General features: G+C 58.5%; 12 protein-coding genes. 6 read left to right on the top strand and 6 right to left on the bottom strand.

What is annotated here, in order from left to right; genetic code table 11:
- Positions 1 to 146 precede the first annotated feature (146 nt).
- Complete coding sequence (locus C7436_RS14540; RefSeq protein ID WP_121208255.1) at positions 147 to 1,304, bottom strand: helix-turn-helix transcriptional regulator; 1,158 nt, start codon at positions 1,302 to 1,304, stop codon at positions 147 to 149.
- Positions 1,305 to 1,537: 233 nt separating this feature from the next.
- Between C7436_RS14540 and C7436_RS14535 the strand changes: the two genes are divergently transcribed.
- The 3 genes from C7436_RS14535 to C7436_RS14525 all read left to right on the top strand — a co-directional run bounded on the left by C7436_RS14535 (position 1,538) and on the right by C7436_RS14525 (position 6,426).
- Positions 1,538 to 3,562 (top strand): hypothetical protein, encoded by a 2,025-nt coding sequence (locus tag C7436_RS14535; RefSeq protein WP_121208254.1) that lies wholly within the window; start codon positions 1,538 to 1,540, stop codon positions 3,560 to 3,562.
- Positions 3,563 to 3,729: 167 nt separating this feature from the next.
- Positions 3,730 to 4,536 (top strand): tRNA cyclic N6-threonylcarbamoyladenosine(37) synthase TcdA, encoded by an 807-nt coding sequence (tcdA, locus tag C7436_RS14530; protein WP_121208253.1) that lies wholly within the window; start codon positions 3,730 to 3,732, stop codon positions 4,534 to 4,536.
- Positions 4,537 to 4,557: 21 nt separating this feature from the next.
- A complete protein-coding gene (locus tag C7436_RS14525) occupies positions 4,558 to 6,426 on the top strand; it encodes a cation:proton antiporter (RefSeq protein WP_011784056.1) in 1,869 nt (622 codons plus the stop codon).
- 15 nt (positions 6,427 to 6,441) lie between these two features.
- On the opposite strand, the gene C7436_RS14520 is transcribed toward C7436_RS14525, so the two are convergent.
- The 4 genes from C7436_RS14520 to C7436_RS14505 all read right to left on the bottom strand — a co-directional run bounded on the left by C7436_RS14520 (position 6,442) and on the right by C7436_RS14505 (position 9,955).
- Positions 6,442 to 7,422, bottom strand: coding sequence for an NADP-dependent oxidoreductase (locus tag C7436_RS14520; protein WP_121208252.1), 981 nt, complete (start codon positions 7,420 to 7,422; stop codon positions 6,442 to 6,444).
- 81 nt (positions 7,423 to 7,503) lie between these two features.
- Positions 7,504 to 7,974, bottom strand: coding sequence for an acyl-CoA thioesterase (locus C7436_RS14515; protein WP_041654511.1), 471 nt, complete (start codon positions 7,972 to 7,974; stop codon positions 7,504 to 7,506).
- On the bottom strand, positions 7,971 to 9,062 hold the full coding sequence (locus tag C7436_RS14510) for an SMP-30/gluconolactonase/LRE family protein (RefSeq protein ID WP_228198151.1): 1,092 nt from the start codon (positions 9,060 to 9,062) through the stop codon (positions 7,971 to 7,973). Before C7436_RS14510 ends, C7436_RS14515 begins: the two co-directional genes overlap by 4 nt.
- Before the next feature lie 98 nt (positions 9,063 to 9,160).
- Positions 9,161 to 9,955: an alpha/beta fold hydrolase gene (locus tag C7436_RS14505; RefSeq protein ID WP_121208251.1), complete on the bottom strand. Its 795-nt coding sequence runs from the start codon at positions 9,953 to 9,955 to the stop codon at positions 9,161 to 9,163.
- Between the two features lie 384 nt (positions 9,956 to 10,339).
- Between C7436_RS14505 and C7436_RS14500 the strand changes: the two genes are divergently transcribed.
- The 3 genes from C7436_RS14500 (at position 10,340) to C7436_RS14490 (ending at position 13,537) form a co-directional block, all read left to right on the top strand.
- Positions 10,340 to 11,380, top strand: a complete 1,041-nt coding sequence (locus C7436_RS14500; RefSeq protein ID WP_121208250.1) for an AraC family transcriptional regulator — start codon at positions 10,340 to 10,342, stop codon at positions 11,378 to 11,380.
- Complete coding sequence (gene cls / locus C7436_RS14495; RefSeq protein WP_121208249.1) at positions 11,377 to 12,813, top strand: cardiolipin synthase; 1,437 nt, start codon at positions 11,377 to 11,379, stop codon at positions 12,811 to 12,813. Before C7436_RS14500 ends, cls begins: the two co-directional genes overlap by 4 nt.
- Positions 12,814 to 12,877: 64 nt before the next feature.
- Positions 12,878 to 13,537 (top strand): GntR family transcriptional regulator, encoded by a 660-nt coding sequence (locus tag C7436_RS14490; protein ID WP_121208248.1) that lies wholly within the window; start codon positions 12,878 to 12,880, stop codon positions 13,535 to 13,537.
- A 12-nt stretch (positions 13,538 to 13,549) separates the two neighbouring features.
- On the opposite strand, the gene C7436_RS14485 is transcribed toward C7436_RS14490, so the two are convergent.
- Complete coding sequence (locus C7436_RS14485; protein ID WP_410110934.1) at positions 13,550 to 15,628, bottom strand: patatin-like phospholipase family protein; 2,079 nt, start codon at positions 15,626 to 15,628, stop codon at positions 13,550 to 13,552.
- Positions 15,629 to 15,714 lie beyond the last annotated feature (86 nt).

Below are 15,714 nucleotides of genomic sequence, written 5' to 3'. Positions count from 1 at the left end.
AATGACCGACAAATGGCAATTTGTGACCTTCATCAAGACAGATCAGAAATTGATAATGGTCACGTTGATTAGTGTCTCTGAACTAGTCCAACCCGCCTCCTTGCGAGGCTGGTACCTTCTTGAAGCCGCGCTATGCGCGGCTTTTTTTATGGCGACAGGCAGGCCCGCGACAGCAGCGACACGAGTTCACCCTGGCGACGGGTCCGGGTTTTCCGGAAGATGCTGTTGAGGTGGTATTTAACGGTCTCTCTGGATCGTCCAGACGTATGGGCAATATCTGACAGACTCTGGCCGTGAAGAAGATCACTGGCCACGGCAACCTCGGCATCGGTCAACTCGAATAGATTCTGCAGCAGGTCCTCCTTGATTTCAGGGCTCCAGCTTAAATCATGTAAGGTAACCAGCGCCCCCTGGGCAGAGCTCCCGGAACCAGCGCCGGATAGCAAGGGAGAAACTACCAGTGTAATCCTTTGGCGGCCGTGAGCCAGGCTGAGCACCTGGTCATCCAGATCCTGGCGTGCGATAGAGGCCTCAACGGCCAATGACAGGAGAATGGCAAAACGGCGTGCACTTTCGCTACCGTTTGCTGCCAGCATACCCTCGTCATTAATCCACAAGCCGACATTCCTGCCCAGGATCTCGTCCGCCTTGGCATTCTGGAAGACGACACGGAAGGATGCGTCACAAATGATGATGCCTCGATTAACACGTTCCAGCACCAGGCGTTCAACCGCTGGCTCACAGCGCTTCTGCATCAGCCGGGTGTAGAGATCTACCGCACGATGAAGGTGAGGCAGAAAACCATCAAATACCCGAAGTTCTTCATAACTGAATGCAGGCTGATCTGCGGACCGTTGTATTCCGAAGAAGTTCAGGTAATGCCCCTCCATGTAGGCCACTGCACCAGCCGCCTCGCTGGCCCCGTAACTCTCCAGCCATTCCTCTGCCCGGGTCTCATCGCGTAACCGCTGAACATCTGGCCCGAGGTCAAGGTTGCTGGCGACAAACTGGCATTTTCCCTGTTGATAGAACGACATCGCCCGCTCGACCAGAACATCCCGGTGGGAGACGTGCTCCGAATAAAACTCCAGCGCTTGCTCAGGGATATTAACGGTCCAGGCGCCCAGCAAGGCATTTTCTGCCGTGTTGTATATGGCAAACGAAGCGCTGTGCCCATGAAAAATGTCGATGAATCGCCTTAGAAACGGAAAGAATCCCTGCTCTGCCGTCACGGCGTCGTAGATGAGTCCAATCAATTCGTGATAGTCGTGCTGAAAAAAACCTTCACGGTGCGGGGAGGTCACGGCAGAGAGCTCTTGTATCGCTGTTTACGACGTAAATTAGTGCAAACTGCTGAAATATTCCACCCGCAGACCGTTACACATTGCCTACAAAAGATTCTCGCCCACTCCCCAAATGGGTGGGGCGCTGCCAGATCCTCCTTGCTATATCTGAATAACCCTCTCACAGGGAGCCTCAGGGCCGAGCCGGATTCACCCGCCGAATCCGGTGATTTAACTGAATCAAGGAGCTTTATATGAATTGTTTCAAGAAACTCGCACTGGCGACCGCCGTTTCTTCTGTTGTGGGCATCGCAGGGTGCGGGGGAAGCAGTGGTGGCAGCAGCAGCGATAGCAACACAGCCTCCGGAGAGACCATTTCCGGCACAGCGACCGCCCCCGCCGGAACCGTGGCACATTGGCAGGAGCCCGGTCTCATGGAAGTTGCAGTGAACTTCCTGGTCTCCCCGGCCGCAGCGGCCATAACGGGCCTTCAACCAGTTCAGGGAGCAAACGTCGAGCTCATTCGTGTGGACGACGACGGCAATCAGATCGGCAATATACTTGCCACCACCAGCACCTCTATTTCGGGTGATTACACCCTTACCCTGCCCGAGGGCGTAAACCTGGCAGGCAACCTTGTCGTTCGTATCACCGGGCAGAACAACCAGCAGTTACGGGCTCAGGTTGTTGAAAAAGACGTCGACATCAGCCCGGTGTCTGAATTCGTGCTGCGAAAATTTATTGAGACCGGCGCCAATCTTGACCAGTTGGTCGTTACCGATGTGGTCAAACTCAGCGGCAAGGTCGAAGAATACGACCTGACCAAGGTAAGCGGCCAAAATCTCGATGCCATGTTTACATCGCTTGAGAACGAGGTTGGGACCTTCATTGAAAACGATGTCGTGGCGATCAGCGCACAAGGCGCAGCGACGGCTTCGATTGCCGGTAGCTACATCAACACCGCCTTCGCCTTCGCCCTTCACGATACCGATGGCAATGGCTACGGCACCTATGCCCATGACACCTGGATTGACCGTTTCACCTTCACAGCCGGTGACACCGGAACGGTAAATGTAAACTTCACCACCAGCGATTCCGCCTACGCCAACCTTCACGGTACAGCGCTGGATCAGGCCATGGTCTACTACGAAGTAGACAGCGAGCAGCTTTCAGAAAGCTTCGAAGGCAGCTACACCACCGCAGGAGTGCTCTCCGTTGAAGGAGAGTTTGAAGAGGATCTCGACACCGATTCCGGTTTTGGCTGGCGCTGGCCCGGTCAGAGCTACATTTTTCAGCAGGTCTCCGGACAAGGTATGTTTATCGGCCTGAACCACGAGGCCGGGGTTCGCTATGAACTGACCGACACCGACAACGACGGCCAGGACGATGCTCTCGACCCGAATGCCCGCTCCGGTGATGAGGTGGCACGCACGCTGGAAATCTTCATTCGCCAGCCCACCAGTCTCACCCCTGCCGACGTACAGGGTGATTACGGCCGGGTCTATTTAAGCGCTTTGCTGGAAGATGGTTACCTTGAGCTGATGACAGAAACCAATCTGGTCGAATTCACTGGCACGTTCGAGGCCACTGGAGCAGCAGGCACTTCCCACGAACTGATGGTTAACAGCAACGGCGCTGCCGCTTACACAACCAATCCCTTCTCAGCGGACACGACGTCAACCCCCATCCCCATTGCCGCAGATGGCAGTATTGACTTCGGCGATGGCGTTGTTGGACAGGCCAATGAGAGCGGCAGCTTCATTGACTTCACCGAGACCGATGGCTGCAACGCGGGCAGCCTTGGCTGCGGGCAAAGTGAGGCGGGCTTTGATAAAACGCTGCTGGTCAAACTGCCCTCCACACAGCTAGACCTTTTGGGCAAAAAATACCGCTTGATGTTCATGGCGATGCATCTGGACGGTGGCGGCACCAATAACATGGTGCTATCGGCCACCCGTTTCAATACCTATATGAACATGACCAGCGACAGTGCAGGCACCATATCCGGCACAGTATCTGAACTAGAAAAGCCAACAGGACTGGGCTCTGATCTGGTTTCAGTGACGGGTGCTATCAGTGAGCAGGCCTTTACCATTTCGGTCGCCCCTAATGGTAGCACGACCGTGACAATTCCCAGCGATCAGGCTGGTGAAGAAACCGTTTTTGAAGGCTACTTCAACGAAGACGGCAGCCTGGGTGTATTCACCACCGGCTACGTAGAAGCGGGTGGTGATCGCGATGAGCTGGGTCTGGCGGTACTGATTGATGTAACCCCATAACCAGTCCGGCTTGAGACAAATACGCGCCCAATCACCAATGCGGCGCGTCACGGCGGCGGGTTTCCTGACGGGAGCCCGCCGTTTTTTTCGGCCTGCTCTTAGCGCGCCATTACCTAGTCGGTTATTATCTGCGCTGCTAATTTTTTGAGACGGTTTCCAAAACTCTTATGCCAGATAACCAACAGACCGATTCTGAGTACGTGTTTCGCTTCGGCGGCATAGAGCGTCTGTACGGCCGCAAGGCCCTGCATGCTTTCCGCCATGCTCACATCGCCATTGTTGGTCTCGGTGGCGTCGGTTCCTGGGCGGCAGAAGCTCTGGCGCGTAGTGGTATCGGCACCATCACCCTGATTGATATGGACGACATCTGTGTCTCCAACACCAACCGGCAGCTACACGCTCTGCAGGGCCAGTATGGTCGAACCAAAACCGATGCCATGGCGGAGCGGTTGCGCGCCATCAATCCCCAGGCGGATATTCGGGTGCACTTTGGCTTTCTCACGGTGAAGAATGTCGGCGAGCTGATCACCGAAGATATGACCGGCGTGGTGGATGCCATCGACAGCGTGAAGGCAAAAGCGGCGCTGATTGCCCACTGCCAGCGGCGCAAGATTCCGATCGTCTGTGCCGGTGGCGCGGGAGGCCAGATGGACCCGACCCAGATCCAGGTGGCCGACCTGGCAAAAACCACACAGGATCCATTATTGGCCAAGGTCCGTAATATGTTGCGCCGGGAATACGGTTTTTCCCGAAACCCGAAACGGCGCTTCGGTGTAGAAGCTGTATACTCACTGGAACAACTGACCTACCCCGCCCCGGATGGCGAGGTATGTCAACAAAAACCGACAAGCGATGGCCCGGTGCGGCTCGACTGCGCCACAGGGTTTGGTGCTGCCAGCCCGGTGACCGCGAGTTTCGGCTTTTTCGCAGCGTCCCGGCTGCTGAACCGTATTGCCCGCAAGGCCAACGCCTAACTCACTCATCGGGGCCCTTTTATGGCCGTAAGCACCACGTTAATTCTGGCCGGCATCGGCGTTTCTTCCCTGGTTTGCCAGTGGCTGGCATGGCGGGTACGCATGCCAGCGATCCTGTTCCTGCTCGCCGGTGGCATCCTTGCCGGCCCGGTGACCGGCTTCCTGCAACCGGAAGCCATTTTTGACGACCTGCTGTTTCCTGTTATCTCCCTGGCAGTGGCCATCATCCTGTTCGAGGGCAGCCTTACCCTGCGCTACGAGGAAATCAAAGGCCACGGCAAGATGGTGCGCAATCTTATTCCTGTGGGCACCATCGTCACCTGCATTATCGGCACCCTGGCCGCCCGCTGGATTCTCCAGGTATCCTGGGAAGTCGCCCTGTTGTTCGGTGCTATCTCCGTCGTCACCGGGCCTACCGTGATTGCGCCCCTGCTCCGGGCGGTGCGCCCCACCTCCAAGCTGGCGAACATCCTCACCTGGGAAGGCATCATCATTGACCCGGTAGGCGCGCTGCTGGCCGTTCTGGTGTTCGAGGGCATCGTTTCCTGGGGCCAGGGCAATGTTTTCAGCCACTCCCTCTACATTTTCGGCAAGACTCTGCTGGTTGGCTTTGCCATCGGTGCCGCCGCCGGCTACCTGAACGGCTTGGTCCTCAGAAAGCACTGGATTCCCCAGTACCTGCATAACGCCGGCACACTCACCTTCATGCTCGGTGTCTTTGCCATTTCCAATGAACTGGCCCACGAATCGGGGCTGCTCACCGTGACCGTGATGGGCATCTGGATGGCCAACATGAAGCAGGTTCCGGTCGACAGCATTCTGGAATTCAAGGAATCCCTCAGTGTCTTGCTCATTTCGGCCCTGTTTATCATTCTGGCCGCCCGTGTAGAGTTTGCTGCCATCGCCGAACTGGGCTGGGGCCTGGTTGCTGTGCTGGCCATCCTCATGCTGATTGCACGCCCCGCGAGCATTTTCCTCTCGGCCATTGGCACCACACTGAACTGGCGCGAAAAGCTGTACCTGAGCTGGATTGCTCCACGTGGCATTGTCGCTGCGGCGGTCTCAGCGCTGTTCGCATTCCAGCTTGAGCGAATCGGCTATGAGAGTGCCGGCGTACTGGTACCACTGGTGTTTATGCTCATCATCACCACCGTTACCCTGCAAAGCCTCACTGCCCGACCCGTGGCAAAACTGCTGGGGGTTCAGGAACCGCCCGCGCACGGCTTCCTGATTCTGGGCGCCAACCCGGTGGCCCGGCTGGTGGCCCAGGCCCTGAAAAAGCATGACATTCCCACCATGCTGACCGACACCAACTGGGAGAACGTGCGTCAGGCGCGCATGGAAAACCTGCCGGTGTATTTCGGCAATCCGGTGTCGGAACATGCCGCCACACATATGGACCTGACCGGAATCGGCAACCTCCTGATACTGTCGCCATACAAGCAGATGAACAGTCTGGCCACCTACCACTTTCTGGACTGGTTCGGAGATGATTCGGTATTTGGTCTGGTGGAAGGCGACCAGGATCAGCGGGCGCGGCTTCAGACCGCAGGCAAGGTGCAGCGAACCCGGGGTCTGTTCGATGGTGTCAGCTATGCCAAGCTGGCGAGCCTGGTCAGCCAGGGCTACACCGTGAAAACCACGCAGCTAAGCGAAGAGTTCAGCTACCAGCAGTTTCTGAACCAGTATCAGAACCAGGCCCTGGTGTTGTTCGTACGCGACAGTCGGGACCATATTCACCCGGTCAAGGACATGGAAACCCTCGAGCCCGGTGACGACTGGGTACTGATCAGCCTGGTTCCCCCACAACCCCAGAAGGAACGTCGGGACCGGGAAGAACCTGCCGGTGAGAAGGGCGACAAAACGGCAAGCGGTGCCGCTCCAGCCTGACGCTATTCGCCTCCGTCAGCGGCAGTCGAGCACAAGCTTGCCACGGACGTGGCCGCCCTCCAGCAATGCGTGGGCGGCCTGCACCTGATCCAGCGGGAAAGCCTGTTCAATGTGAACCCGCACATCGCCGTCCTCAATCAGCTCGGCGATCTCGTCCAGGTGAAACACATCCGGCCTCACGGTCATACCATGGGCCCAAAGCCCCATGGCCTCGGCGGCGCTGACAATGTCATCGGCGGTCACGGTGGGAATGGTCACCAGCACGCCGGTTTCTGACAGGGTATGCAGGGAGCGTTTGCCGGCTTCCCCTCCCACCAAGTCCAGCACCACATCCAGGCCATAGCACTCCTCAGCCACGTCGGTAGTGTGGTAATCAATCACTTCGTGCACGCCGAGCTCTGCCAGAAAATCCCGATTGGCCGGTGAGGCTGTCGCCACCACATGGGCGCCACGCTCCAGCGCAAACTGAACCGCAAAATGGCCGACACCGCCAGCCCCGGCGTGAATCAGTATCTTCTGACCGGATTCCAGCCTGGCCACCTCAAACAGAGCCTGCCAGGCCGTTAATGCCGCCAGGGGCACCGCGCCGGCAGTCACCAGATCAAGCTCATCAGGGACGATGGCCAACTCGTCAGCACGAGCCAGTGTGTACTCCGCATAAGCACCACCGCCGGCCGGAAAACCCACCATACCCATCACCCGGTCGCCCGGGGCCAGGGTGGTCACGCCCTCAGCAACAGCGACGACCTCACCGGCAACGTCGTACCCCGGCGTCCAGGGCAGCCGGTTTTCGATCTGTCGGGCGGCGAACCCCAGCCCCTTCCGGGTCTTCCAGTCAATCGGGTTCAAACCGGCGCCATGCACTCGGATGACCACTTCACCTTCCCGGGGCTCAGGCACCGGAGCCTGCGCCACCTGAAGCACCTCCCGCTCACCAAACTCGCCGTAGATCACGTGCTGCATGAGGATTGATTCACTAACGTCGGTAGGTTCCATGGTTGCCTCCGGAGTGCATGGGGTCAGATGTCCCTCGAAGGGCATCAAGGATGAGACTAGCAGATATTTCCGTCGACGGCCCTAGCGCGGCAGGCCCCGGCCGCCGGGCACCAGAGCGCCGGACAGAATATCGACAAATGCTTTCGGCGCCCGAGCCGGGCGCTGAGATTTCATATCAACGCAGGCGTGAGTAGACAGGCCCCGCAACAGGGTTTTGCCATCGGCCCTGCGAATCAACTGGAATTGTCGGGCCGAGCGAAAACGACCATCCCAGTCCGTCAGCCAGGTGCCCAGCACCAGCTGGTCGCCGGCATTAGCCGACATCAGGTAGTCAACGTCGGTGTGGGTAATGGCCATGGCCTTGCCGGTTTCCTCGTGCAGGGCCCAGGTCATGCCCAGGCTCTCGATGTGGGCCCAGCTCACTTCCTCCAGCCAACGGATGTACACCACGTTATTGGCATGGCCAAGTCGATCGGTATCTTCGGCCTGAACCGAGATTTCCAGAGTGAACGGGCCGGGCAAATCCCAGTTCAGGGCGGGGGCATCAGTCATGGGGTGGCTTCTCCAAGGCCGGGGATGGCCTGCAACGGTAGCCGGCCAATACGGTCGTTGTGAAGTGAACCAAAGTATAGAACACCGTCGTGGGGGTTAACTGAGGTAATCTCCTGCAGATGAGTACCGCGAGTGTCGTGCAGGCTGGTCAGCATCTGGCCCTTGCTATCGAAGGCGACTACCAGACCGTAGTTCTGGGGCTTGGGCTTCAGGCTGTCCGGCAACTTGGCAACCAGATCCTTCAGCCAGGGGGACTTGTGCATGGCATCGACCCGGGGATTACGCAGGGTCGGGAAGGCGACCCAGTAACGGCCCTCACCATCCACCGCCAGGTTATCCGGAAAACCAGGCAGGTTGTCGGCAAATACCTCAGCCCTGCCAGCCTTGGGGCCACTGATCCAGTACCGGAGAATGCGGTATTTCCAGGTCTCGTTCACCAGCACATAATCGCCCTGAGGGGCTACCGCCACACCGTTGGCAAAGTGCAGGTTGCCCAGCAGCACCTCGGTTTTCCGGGTCTTCGGATTGTATCTCAGCAGCCGGCCGTGAGGACGCATCTCCAGCAAGTCGAGTACGTAATCAGGCTGCTGGAAGCGGGAACTGGCGTCGGTGAAATAGATCCGGCCATCGGGGGCGATCACCACATCATCCGTGAACCGGAAGGGGGTGCCCTCGGCCTCTCGGGTAAGCACCGTGATATCACCCTGGGCGGTAATGGATAACAGCCCTTTCCAAGCGTCGGCCACAATCAGATTGCCGTTGCGATCGAACACCAATCCAAGGGGCCTGCCGCCAGTTTCCAGCCAGTGTTCCACCGTATCATCGGGGTGAACACGAACGATCCAGCCGTCCTGGGTGCCGGTGTAGAGCACACCATCGGGGCCTATGGTGGTGTCTTCCGGGCCGTACACCTCGCCACGAGCAAGCAGATCCGCCAGCCGCAACCGTTCATTGGGCGCCAGCACACCGGTCATGGCCGGTGGAGAGGGCGCTTCCCAGGCTTTACTGTCGATCGGAGACGGGGTCAGCAGAAAGCTGCCAAGCAACAAAAAGACAACCAGCAAGCCAACCAGCAACCATTTCATCATGCGCGCCCGTTCCCTTTTATGATTCTTTGTCCGCAGGCGACCCGGCGGAAAACTCCGTGTGGCTAACCTTAGCAGACATCACAGGGTTTCTGACAAGATCAGGCCTGTTCCAGAAAACGCCGGCACAGCATGGCAAAAGCGTCCGGCTTTTCCGCGTGCAGCCAGTGCCCGGTGCCTTCAATGATTTTCAAGTCGGCGTCTGGAAACAGGGTACGAATGGTATCCCGGTGTTTCTCCTGGATGTAGGCGGAATCCGCACCCTTGATAAAAAGCACCGGTCCCTCAAACGGTCCCCGCCCTTCCGGCGCTGCCGCCAGCTTGTCATAACAGGCATCAATGACAGACAGGTTCAGCCGCCAGCGGAAGGCCACCTCGTCGTCGGCCTGTTCCTGGGCCGGAATACGCTCCAGGTTTTTCAGCAGGAACTGGCGCACACCCGCCACTTCGACAAACCGGGCCAGGCGGGCATCTGCCTCGCTGCGGGATTTCACTCCACGAAGGTCCATCTGCTGCATGCCTTCAAGAATGGCGTCGTGGTGGGCCTTGTAGGTAACCGGCGAGATATCCGCCACAATCAATGACCGCACCCGCTCCGGATGCCTCAAAGCAACCTGCATGGCGACCTTGCCACCCATGGAGTGGCCCAGCAGACTGGCTTTTTCAATACCCCGGGCATCCAGATAGGCAATGACATCCTCGGCCATAGCCGGATAGTCCATGTCTTCAGTATGGGGAGAGCTGCCGTGATTGCGTTCATCCAGAGCATGGATCTGCCAGCCGTCCTCAAGCCGGCGGGCAATACCACCCAGGTTTTCCAGGGAACCAAATAGTCCGTGCAGCAGGATCAAGGGATCTCCCTGACCGGAAATACGGTGATTCAGTGCAACACTCATGGTCTGGCAGCCTCCGGTTGTCGGATCAAACCGGATACACTACCACTGCCAGTTTAAGGGGCAAGGGGAATTTGGTGCCAACCCGACAGGCACAAAAAAGCCGGGCATAGCCCGGCTGGAAGGTCACAGACATACGCCTGAAAGATCAGCAATAGAAAATGCTGTCCAGGTATTCAGCGAGTGCCAGAACGTTTTTGCGCTCCATTTCGCTATGGGGTACAAAGATTTCCTGTTCCATACAACACCTCCACTTTGCAACGCATTACTTCAACCTGATAACCAACATGCTATCGTTGAAGCAGTGGCAACCCATTGACTTGTTGTCCCAATCATTTGACATTTTGTATCAGTCCACCAGATAACAAACGGGAGCAGAACCCAGGCATGCAGCCCCAGATCGAATATCCGGAATCGCCCCAGGTGGCGGCATCCAGCACACTGGCGCTGGTGCACTATCTGGAAACACGGGGTCTTCTGGATCGTGTCCGGGTGGAACAGGCTACCGGGCTGACCCTGGCGACTCTGAAAGATCCGGACCTACGGGTACCCGCTTCTGCCCATTACCGTTTGTGGGAACTGGCCGAGCAGTTGACCGCCGATCCGGGCGTCGGCCTGCATGCCGGCCAGGTCATCGACCCCGAGCGCATGGGACTGGTCGGCCATGTGTTCTTCAACTGCGACACTCTGGGCGAAGCCGTGGTGCAGTATGTCCGGCTGCACCGACTGATCAACGAATCAGTCACCCTGAGTTTTGAGCAAACCCCGGACCAGGCCATCCTGACCTGGCAGCCGGATCGTCCGGATCATTACTGTCGCCAGGACATGGACCGCACCCTGGCCGCCGCCCTGTGCCGGACCCGGCATTTTATCCATCGCAGTATCGAGGCTGACTGGCTGGAAATTGCCCATCCGGAGCCAGCATATGCCGCTGAATACCGCAAACTGTTCGGTGGCACCGTCCATTTCGGCTGTGGCGTTACCCGCATGGCGTTTGACAGCAAGCACCTGGGCCACCCCATCCCGCACCGGAATCCCTATGTTTACTCAGCGGTGCTGAAACAGGTCAATGCGGTCATGGCCCGGCTACAGACCCGCCGCTCGTTCAGCCGAAAGGTGCGTCGCCTGATTTCCCGGCAGATGGCCACCGACCGGATTGACGCCGACACCCTGGCCCGGCAGTGTCATATGAGCCGCCAGACCCTGTACCGAAAACTCAAGAAAGAAGGCATGAGTTTCCACGACCTGGTGGAGCAGGTCCGCAAGGACAAGGCCCTGCGCTATGTCGCCGACGACCAGTACGCACTTGGCGAAATCGCCTTTCTCCTGGGGTTCTCCGAGCTGAGCGCCTTCAGCCGTGCGTTCAAGCGCTGGACCGGTGTCGCCCCGGCCCAGTTCCGGGCCAGTCATCAGGGACAAGAGTCATGATTACAGAGAACCTTTCGCTACTGGCCATTCCGCTGGCAGCGCTGTACCTGGCGGCGCTGGCCTGTATTTACCGCATCCTGCTCACCTATCGAACGGCCCAGGGAGCCATAGCCTGGATTCTCGCACTGGTGGGCCTGCCCTACATTGCCGTGCCCATGTTCCTGCTGTTTGGTCGTTATCGCTTTGGTGGTTACGTCAAGGCTCGCCGCATGGGTAACAAGTCTCTGACCAGCCTGCTCGATAATTTTGAAAACCAGACCACCTCCATCACCAATCCGGGCCAGGAGCATTTCAGCGACGAGTTGCAGGTGTTGTGCAAACTCGGCCGGCAACCGTTCACCGCTGGCAACCACTGCACGCTGCTGCGAGACGGCGAAGCCACCTTTGAAGCCCTGTTCGATGCCATGGAAGACGCCCGCCATTATCTGCTGCTGGAGTTCTACATTGTCCGCTCAGACCGTGTCGGCCAGCGCATCAAGGCCATCCTTGAACGCAAGCTGGCCCAGGGCGTCGAGGTCTGGTTCCTGTATGACGACATTGGCAGCGCGTTTCTGTCCCGCAAATGGCTGAATGAACTGTCTGCTGCCGGCGCCCGCATTGCCTCGTTTGGTGACGGCAACATCCGGCGTCGGCGCTTCCAGATCAACTTCCGTAATCATCGCAAGCTCCTGGTCTGCGATGGCAAGGTGGGATTCGTCGGTGGTATCAACCTGGGCGACGAATACCTGGGCACCGCCATGGACCAGGAACCTTGGCGCGACACCCATTGCCGGATTGAAGGGCCCGCTGTCACCGGCCTCCAGCTGGCCTGGCTGGAGGACTGGAACTGGGCCAGCAATACCCGGCCGGAACTGAACTGGGCGTCCGTGTTTCAGCCTCCCGGAGACCAGGAAGTACTGATATTGCCCACCGGCCCGGCAGACACCTGGGAAACCTGCACCCTGTTCTTCCTGAACTGCATCAACAACGCGCGCACCAGGATCTGGATTGCCTCGCCCTATTTTGTGCCGGATTTCCAGATCATGAATGCCCTGCAGTTGGCGGCGCTCAGGGGGGTGGATGTTCGCATCCTGATACCGGAGAAAACCGACAGCCCATTGGTCCGGCTGGCCGCCTATTCCTATCTGGTACAGGCCAGTCAGGCCGGTATCGGTATCTATCGTTACCAGCCCGGCTTCATGCACCAGAAAGTGGTTCTGGTGGACAGCCGCTACGCCGCCATCGGCACCGCCAACCTCGACAACCGGTCCATGCGCCTGAACTTCGAGATTACCGCCGTCAACACCAGCCCAACGTTCATCCAGCAGGTGGAAACCATGCTGGAGGAAGATCTGGGCGCCAGCCGGCCCATGACCGAAAAAGACTATCGCCAGCGCTCCATCCTGTTCCGGTTGGGCTGCCGGGCGGTACGACTATTGGCGCCCCTGCTTTGATCTGGCCCCGGGCGGGCGCTTGTGCGAACATGAGCGCTCGACTGATGCTGTAAACGACCATTTCATGAACGCATTCAAACCCAGAGAAACCCTGACCGAACAGGTCGCTCGTCACATTGAAAACCTGATTGCCTTCGAGCAACTCCGTTCCGGCGAGCGCATCTATGAAAGTGCCATGGCCAAGCAGATGGATGTCAGCCACGGCTCCATCCGGGAAGGCCTGCTGCTGCTGGAGAAGCGCCATCTGGTGCGTAACGTACCCCGCAAAGGCGCGTTCGTCACGCCGCTGGATGAACACTTTGTCCGCAGTCTCTATGAGACTCTGGAACTGTACCTGACTCACACCGGACGGAAGCTGGTGCGTCAGTGGCAACCGAATGACATGCAGCGGCTGGAATCCCTGTACGAGCAGATGCGTGACCGTTTTCAGAACAACGATCTGATGGCGTTTCTGGAGCTGGGTATTGAATACACCAAAGCCTCACTGGTGTACGCCGACAATTACTTTATTGTCTCGGCCATCGAGGATCTCTGGCCCTCTGCCAAGCGTTGCGCCTTTGTCGCCCTGCGCCATGGCGGCAAACAGGTTCTGGAAGACAACCTGGTGCACATGGAAGAATCCATCCGGATAATACGGGAACGGGACGAACAGGCCCTGGCCGATATCCTGCACCGCTATGCCGTGCAGCAGTGCGAGCAGGTGCTATCCGCTCTGAACAACTGATACCGCGAAAACTCAGTAGAACAGCTGGGTGAATGAGAAGCCGATATTGAGGTATGCGGTCCATTCGTCTTCGTTGTTATAGGCGGCCGAGAGCTGTACCGGCCCCAGGAAGGTATCCACCCCGGCGAAAACACTCCAGGATCGCACCAGCCCGGACCAGGTGGCATCATCCATCTGCTCCCAGGCATTGCCGGTCTCAAATCCCAGGCCGGTGAACCAGGGCAGCACCGGCCCGCCGAATTCGCGCCTGGCCCAGGCCGCCATTAAAACGGCATCGTTTCCTGTGATCTCGCCCGGGGCGTAGGCTGACAACTGCCGAAAACCGCCAAGACGCGCTGCGTTCTCAACGCCCGGTTCACCGCTGATGACCTGCCGGGTATACAGCAAGCCGGTGAGATTGAGACGTTGCCAGGTGCCGGTTCCCAGCAACATGCCGGTGAGGGCATCGAACTCCCGGTCACTGCCGAGCTCTTCCCGCTCTACTCTGGCCCGGATACCGGCAAAAGCACCGGATTTCGGATAGAAGGCATCACTCAGGGAATCATGCACCAGTTGCAGGCTGCCGTAGCCCTGATGCACCTTACCGGAAGGTGCAACCGGAACGCCCACTTCGTCATCCACGGTGGCATAGCCACGGACATAACCCAATCGGATCTCGCCATCGCCACCCAGTTCCATGCCAAGGGCCAGATCCACTTCCCGAAAGGTCACATCAATCTCGGAAATACGGTCGCCGTTGTCGTAGACACTGTAATCATCACGGCGATATTCCACCCCAACCACCGCAAACCGGTCATAACCGTAATCCAGAGGCTGGTACCATTGGCTACGCACCCAGGGCTGGGTGCCTAATTGGAGCCCGGTCTGCCATTCCGCGCCAAGGCGATTGAGTTCGGTCATCCGTAACCCGGTGGCCAGATTGAATCGTGTATCGCCGTCGAAGTTGTCCTCATAATTCAGGCCAAACGACAGATAGTTGGGCCCCCAGCTCTTCTCCCTGGCTTGAATGATCAGCACCGGGCCGGCCTCGGAAGGCCGCATGGACCAGGACACCGTCTCATAGTAGCCCAGGCCATAGATGCGCTTGAGGTCGGCTTCCAGTTGCTCGACATCAAGCGGTTCACCCTCTTTCTGCCGGATGCGCTCGCGCAGAAAATCACTGGCCAGGCGGTCGCCTTTACGGAATTCGATCCGGGCGACCGGCCCCGGCGCCAGTTCCTCGGCTCGAAGCCGGTTGCGGTAATCCCGCCACTCCGAGTCAGGCACTGCCAGCCGGTTCAGGGCCACAGCATGATCCCTGGCTCCGCTGGCCCCCAGCTCAAACAGCACCGGCGCGTCGTAGAAATCGGCAGAGGTGTGGCCTTGCAGATCTGGCTGAATCAGGATGTCGCGTTCGATTAACAGGCCCAGCTGGAATTCGGTGTTGCGCCGGGTCATCAGCGTGGTGAGCTGCCCGACCACTGAAAAAGCTTCACGCATGTCTTCAGTGGTCATAAGCGGATCGGTGATATCCACGGCAATGACCACATCAGCGCCCATGTCCCGGGCCACGCTGACCGGTAGATTGTTGGCCACACCACCATCCACCAGTAATCGTCCGCTCCTTTCCACCGGCGCGTATACGCCGGGAATGCTCATGCTGGCACGAATCGCATCAGCCAGGTTACCGTCGCCAATCACCACTTCAACGCCGGTTTCCAGATCGGTCGCCACAGCCCGAAACGGGATGGGTAGCTGATCAAAGTCATCCACCAGGGCGGCGTTACGGGTCAGCTCATTGAGAATAAAGCCGAGATTCTGGCCCGTAACCAGTCCGCCACCAAACCGAACGCCCTCGGAACCGACGCCAATACCCGGCACCAGAGGCAGGCGCCAATCGTCCTGCTTTCGGCGCACCGGCTTGTAGGCCCGGCCTGGGTCATCGCGAAAACTGGACAGCCAGTCCAGCCCGATAAATCGCTGTTCGATTTCTTCCACCGGCATCCCGGTGGCGTACAGGGCGGCAACGGCCGATCCGGCACTGGTACCGACCACCACATCAACCGGCACCTGCATTTCTTCCAGTACCCGCAGTACCCCGACATGGGCCATGCCTTTGGCACCACCGCCACTGAGCACCAGACCTATGGTTGGTCGAGCATTACTCGCATCAGCATCGGCCAAAGCATGAGGGAACC

Origin of the sequence: Marinobacter nauticus (genome assembly GCF_003634635.1) — a bacterium.
Taxonomy (GTDB): Bacteria; Pseudomonadota; Gammaproteobacteria; order Pseudomonadales; family Oleiphilaceae; genus Marinobacter; species Marinobacter nauticus.
Note: the sequence above shows the minus strand (reverse complement) of the source record. Positions and strands in the feature narration are given on the sequence as shown.